Source organism: Membranihabitans marinus (assembly GCF_021729155.1).
GTDB lineage: Bacteria > Bacteroidota > Bacteroidia > Chitinophagales > Saprospiraceae > Membranihabitans > Membranihabitans marinus.
This window is the reverse complement of sequence record NZ_JAJQYA010000001.1, coordinates 391,036-398,098: the sequence shown is the minus strand read 5'-3', so window position 1 is coordinate 398,098 and position 7,063 is coordinate 391,036. Positions and strand designations below refer to the sequence as shown.

Below are 7,063 nucleotides of genomic sequence, written 5' to 3'. Positions count from 1 at the left end.
TCTTCTACTCTGATAACATAAGTCATGGTAAATTCATTCACATTACCTGTAGGTGTGGCTTCAGCCAATACATCCTTTGTCATCAATACTCCTGGCATTGGAATCTCTCGACATACCGTATCTCTGTCCAATGGCACTGCATCATTAATCACGGCTACGTTGGTCAGACCACTGTTGGCCCCGAAATCGTTGGTATAATCGCAGTCTGCACTCTCCGCAGTCAAAATATTCGGATCAATACTGAAAATTACCTCTACATAGAAACTATCTACTCCAAAGTCCTCGATATATTCATCATCTACGATCTGGTAAGCCGTATCCACAGGGTTGGCAGTAACTATACTGGTCTGTAAGTTATCATCGCCTCCATAAGTCACTTCTGCACTGATAAAGTCAGCACCCAAGCCATACTTAATCGTATCACTTAAGTCGTAGTAAGCTCTAACACCAGTAGTGTCTTCTACTCGGATAACATAAGTCATGGTAAATTCATTCACATTACCTGTAGGTGTGGCTTCAGCCAATACATCCTTTGTCATAAATACTCCTGGCATTGGAATGGATTGACAAACTGTATCTCTGTCTAAAGGTACACCATCATCAATTACAGCTACGTTGGTCAGACCACTATTGGCCCCGCCGTCATTACTGTAATCACAGTCTGCGCTTTCTGCCGTCAACACGTTAGGATCAATGCTAAAGATCACTTCCACGTAGAAACTATCCACGCCAAAGTTTTCAATATACTCATCATTTACGATTTGGTAAGCCGTATCCATGGGATTAGCGGTAACAATTCCAGTTTGTAAGCCATCGCCTCCTCCATAAGTCACTTCTGCACTGATAAAGTCGGCACCCAAACCATACTTAATCGTATCACTTAAGTCGTAGTAAGCTCTAACACCTGTAGTATCTTCTACTCGAATGACATAAGTCATGGTAAATTCATTAACATTACCGGTAGGTGTGGCATCTATTAAAATATCTTTTGTTAACAATACCCCTGACATTGGGATAGGTTGACAGATGGTATCACTCGCTACTGGTACTCCATCATCAATTACAGCTACGTTGGTCAGACCACTATTGGCCCCGCCGTCATTACTGTAATCACAGTCTGCACTCTCCGCAGTTAATGTGTTGGGATCAATACTAAAGATCACTTCTACATAGAAACTATCTACGCCAAAATTCTCAATATATTCGTCATCTACGATCTGGTAAGCCGTATCCATGGAATTAACGGTAACAATACCAGTCTGCAATCCATCACCACCTCCATAGGTCACTTCTGCACTGATAAAGTCGGCACCCAAGCCATACTTAATCGTATCACTTAAGTCGTAGTAAGCTCTAACACCTGTAGTATCTTCTACTCGAATAACATAGGTAGTTGTATATTCATTTACATTGCCTGTTGGTAACGCATTAACTAAAATATCCTTAGTTAACAATACCCCAGGCATTGGTACTGGCTGGCAAACTGTATCGCTAGCTACTGGCACTCCATCATCAATTACAGCTACGTTGGTCAAACCACTGTTGGCTCCTCCGTCATTGCTATAATCACAGTCAGCACTCTCCGCAGTTAATGTGTTGGGATCAATGCTAAAGATCACTTCTACATAGAAACTATCCACTCCAAAGTCCTCAATATATTCATCATCTACAATCTGGTAAGCCGTATCCATTGGGTTAGTAGTGACAATACTGGTTTGTAAGCCATCTCCTCCTCCATATGTCACTTCTGCACTGATAAAGTCGGCACCCAAACCATATTTAATGGTATCACTTAAGTCATAGTAGGCTCTCACACCGGTCGTATCTTCCACACGAATAACATAAGTGGTGGTAAATTCATTCACATTACCGGTCGGCATAGCATTGACCAATACATCCTTCGTCATCAATACTCCTGGCATTGGCACAGGCTGACAAGTAGAGTCTCGACTAATCGGCACACCATCATCAATGACAGCTACGTTGGTCAGACCACTGTTGGCTCCTCCGTCATTGCTATAATCACAGTCTGCACTCTCCGCAGTTAATGTGTTGGGATCAATGCTAAAGATGACCTCTACATAGAAGCTATCTACACCAAAATCCTCTATATACTCATCATCTACGATCTGATAGGCCGTGTCCATTGGACTGGCTGTAACAATTCCAGTTTGTAAACCATCGCCTCCTCCATAAGTCACTTCTGCACTGATAAAGTCAGCACCCAAGCCATACTTAATCGTATCACTTAAGTCATAGTAAGCTCTCACTCCTGTGGTATCCTCTACTCGAATGACATAGGTGGTAGTAAACTCATTCACGTTACCGGTCGGCATAGCGTTCACCAATACATCCTTCGTCATCAATACTCCTGGCATTGGAATCGGCTGGCAAGTGGAATCTCGACTAATCGGAACACCGTCATCGATGACAGCTACGTTGGTCAGACCACTATTGGCCCCGCCATCGTTGGTATAGTCGCAGTCTGCACTCTCCGCAGTTAATGTGTTGGGATCAATACTGAAAATTACCTCTACATAAAAACTATCGACGCCGAAATCCTCTATATACTCATCATCTACGATCTGATAGGCCGTGTCCATTGGATTGACTGTAACTAAACCAGTCTGTAAACCATCAGGTCCACCGTATGTCACTTCCGCACTGATAAAATCAGCACCCAAACCATACTTAATGGTATCACTTAAGTCGTAGTAAGCTCTCACACCTGTTATATCCTCTACACGAATGACATAGGTGGTGGTAAACTCATTCACATTACCAGTCGGCATAGCATTGACCAATACATCCTTCGTCATCAATACTCCTGGCATTGGAATCTCTCTACATACCGTATCTCTATCCACAGGCACTGCATCATTGATCACGGCTACGTTAGTCAAACCACTGTTGGCCCCGAAATCGTTGGTGTAATCACAGTCTGCACTCTCCGCTGTCAATATGTTCGGATCAATGCTGAAGATGACCTCTACATAGAAGCTATCCACTCCAAAGTCCTCGATATATTCATCATCTACGATCTGATAAGCCGTATCCGTCGGATTGGTATTTAATATACTAGTCTGTAAGTTATCATCTCCTCCGTATGTCACTTCTGCACTGATAAAATCAGCACCCAAGCCATACATAATGGTATCACTTAAGTCGTAGTAAGCTCTTGTACCTGTCGTATCTTCTACTCGAATGACATAAGTCATAGTAAATTCATTCACATTCCCGGTAGGAGTAGCTTCTACCAATACATCCTTCGTCAACAATACCCCAGGCATTGGAATAGGTTGACAAGTGGAATCTCTATTAATCGGGACACCGTCATTGATAACGGCTACGTTGGTCAATCCACTATTGGCTCCTCCGTCATTAGTATAGTCACAATCTGCACTCTCCGCTGTCAATGTATTCGGATCAATGGTAAATACTACTTCTACATAGAAACTATCTACTCCGAAGTCCTCAATATATTCATCATCGACAATTTGGTAGGCCGTATCGGTTGGATTGGCATTTAATATACTAGTCTGTAAGTTATCATCTCCCCCATAGGTAATCGCTGCACTGACAAAGTCCGCACCCAAACCATACTTAATCGTATCACTTAAATCGTAAAATGCTCTCACTCCTGTCGTATCTTCTACTCGAATGACATAGGTGGTGGTAAACTCATTCACATTACCTGTCGGCATAGCATCCACCAATACATCCTTCGTCATCAATACTCCTGGCATTGGAACAGGTTGACAGGTAGAATCTCGACTAATCGGAACACCATCATCGATGACGGCTACGTTGGTCAGACCACTATTGGCCCCACCATCGTTACTATAGTCGCAGTCTGCACTCTCCGCTGTCAATACATTGGGATCAATGGTAAAGACTACTTCTACATAGAAACTATCTACTCCAAAGTCCTCAATATATTCATCATCTACAATCTGGTAAGCCGTATCTATTGGACTGGCTGTAACGATACTGGTTTGCAAGCCATCACCACCTCCATAGGTAACTACAGCACTGACAAAATCGGCTCCTAAACCATACTTAATGGTATCACTTAAATCGTAAAATGCTCTCACTCCTGTCGTATCTTCTACTCGAATGACATAGGTCGTTGTAAACTCATTCACGTTACCTGTCGGCATAGCATTAACCAATACATCCTTCGTCATCAATACTCCTGGCATTGGTATGGGTTGACAAATAGTATCACTATCGTAGGGTATACCATCATCAATGACGGCTACATTAGTTAGACCACTGTTACCTCCGAAATCGTTGGTGTAATCGCAGTCAGCACTCTCCGATGTCAATGTGTTGGGATCAATGGTAAACACAACCTCTACATAGAAACTATCTACTCCAAAATCCTCTATATATTCATCATCTACGATCTGATAAGCCGTATCCGTTGAATTGGCGGTAACAATACCAGTCTGTAAACCATCTGGTCCTCCGTAAGTAACTACTGCACTGATGAAGTCCGCCCCAGCTCCATATTTAATGGTATCACTTAAATCGTAATAGGCTCTCGTGCCCGTTGTATCCTCTACTCGGATCACATAAGTGGTAGTAAATTCATTTAAATTACCGGTAGGCATGGCATTCACCAATACATCCTTCGTCATCAATACTCCAGGCATTGGCACAGGCTGACAAGTGGAATCTCGACTAATCGGTACCCCGTCATTGATAACAGCTACGTTGGTCAGACCACTATTCGCCCCTCCATCATTAGTATAGTCACAATCTGCACTTTCCGCCGTCAAAGTGTTGGGATCAACAGTAAATGTCACTTCAACATAGAAGCTATCTACTCCAAAATTCTCTACATACTCATCATCCACTATTTGGTAGGCAGTATCCGTCGGATTAGCATTTAATATACTAGTCTGTAAATTATCATCTCCTCCATAGGTAATCGCTGCACTAATAAAGTTAGCTCCCAAGCCATATTTTATCGTATCGCTTAAATCATAATAGGCTCTAGTACCAGTAATATCTTCTACACGGATTACATAAGTGGTAGTAAATTCATTTAAATTACCTGTAGGCATAGCGTCTACCAAAACATCCTTTGTCATCAATACTCCTGGCATAGGAACAGGCTGACAAGTGGAATCCCTTAAAACAGGTACACCATCATTGATAACGGCTACGTTGGTCAAACCACTATTCGCCCCTCCGTCATTAGTATAGTCACAGTCAGCACTTTCTGCCGTCAAAGTATTGGGATCAACGGCAAATATTACTTCAACATAGAAGCTATCTACCCCAAAGTTCTCTACATACTCATCATTGACTATCTGGTAGGCAGTATCCGTCGGATTGGCATTTAATATACTAGACTGTAAATTATCATCTCCTCCATAGGTAATCGCTGCACTGATAAAGTTAGCTCCCAAGCCATATTTTATCGTATCACTTAAATCGTAATAGGCTCTCGTGCCCGTTGTATCCTCTACTCGGATCACATAAGTGGTAGTAAATTCATTTAAATTACCGGTAGGCATGGCATTCACCAATACATCCTTCGTCATCAATACTCCAGGCATTGGCACAGGCTGACAAGTGGAATCTCGACTAATCGGTACCCCGTCATTGATAACAGCTACGTTTGTCAGACCACTATTGGCCCCTCCGTCATTAGTATAGTCACAGTCAGCACTTTCTGCCGTCAAAGTATTGGGATCAACGGTAAATATTACTTCAACATAGAAGCTATCTACCCCAAAGTTCTCTACATACTCATCATTTACGATCTGGTAGGCAGTATCCGTCGGATTGGCATTTAATATACTAGTCTGTAAATTATCATCTCCTCCATAGGTAATCGCTGCACTGATAAAGTTAGCTCCCAAGCCATATTTTATCGTATCGCTTAAATCATAATAGGCTCTAGTACCAGTAATATCTTCTACACGGATTACATAAGTGGTAGTAAATTCATTTAAATTACCTGTAGGCATAGCGTCCACTAAAACATCCTTCGTCATCAATACTCCAGGCATAGGAACAGGCTGACAAGTGGAATCCCTTGAAACAGGTACACCATCATTGATAACGGCTACGTTGGTCAGACCACTATTCGCCCCTCCGTCATTAGTATAATCACAGTCCGCACTTTCTGCCGTCAAAGTGTTGGGATCAACTGTAAATGTCACTTCCACATAGAAGCTATCTACCCCAAAGTTCTCTACATACTCATCATTTACGATCTGATAGGCCGTATCTGTTGGATTGGCATTTAATATACTAGTCTGTAAATTATCATCTCCTCCATAGGTAACTAATCCACTGACAAAATTAGCTCCCAGGCCATATTTTATAGTATCGCTTAAATCATAATAGGCTCTAGTACCTGTAATATCTTCTACTCGAATAACATAGGTGGTGGTAAACTCATTTAAATTACCGGTAGGCATGGCATTTACCAATACATCCTTCGTCATCAATACCCCAGGCATTGGCACTGGCTGACAAGTAGAATCCCTTGAAACAGGTACCCCATCATTGATAACGGCTACGTTGGTCAGACCACTATTCGCCCCACCATCATTGGTATAATCACAATCTGCACTCTCCGCAGTAAGCACGTTGGGATCAACAGTAAATATTACTTCCACATAAAAACTATCTACGCCAAAGTTCTCTACATACTCATCATTCACGATCTGGTAGGCCGTATCTGTTGGATTGGTATTTAATATACTGGTCTGTAAATTATCATCACCTCCATAGGCAACTAATCCACTGATAAAGTCAGCTCCAGCTCCATATTTTATCGTATCACTTAAATCATAGTAAGCTCTTACTCCTGTGGTATCTTCTACTCGAATAACATAGGTGGTAGTGAATTCATTTAAATTACCTGTCGGCATGGCATTTACCAATACATCCTTCGTCATCAATACCCCAGGCATTGGCACTGGCTGACAAGTAGAATCCCTTGAAACAGGTACCCCATCATCGATAACGGCTACGTTGGTCAAACCACTATTCGCCCCACCATCGTTACTATAATCACAATCTGCACTCTCCGCAGTGA

1 protein-coding gene is annotated in these 7,063 nt (G+C 42.2%); it reads right to left on the bottom strand.

Translation table 11 applies throughout. From position 1 onward, the window contains the following. Positions 1–7,063: hypothetical protein (locus LVD51_RS01345; RefSeq protein WP_236969373.1), on the bottom strand; the 7,063-nt coding region annotated here is incomplete at both ends.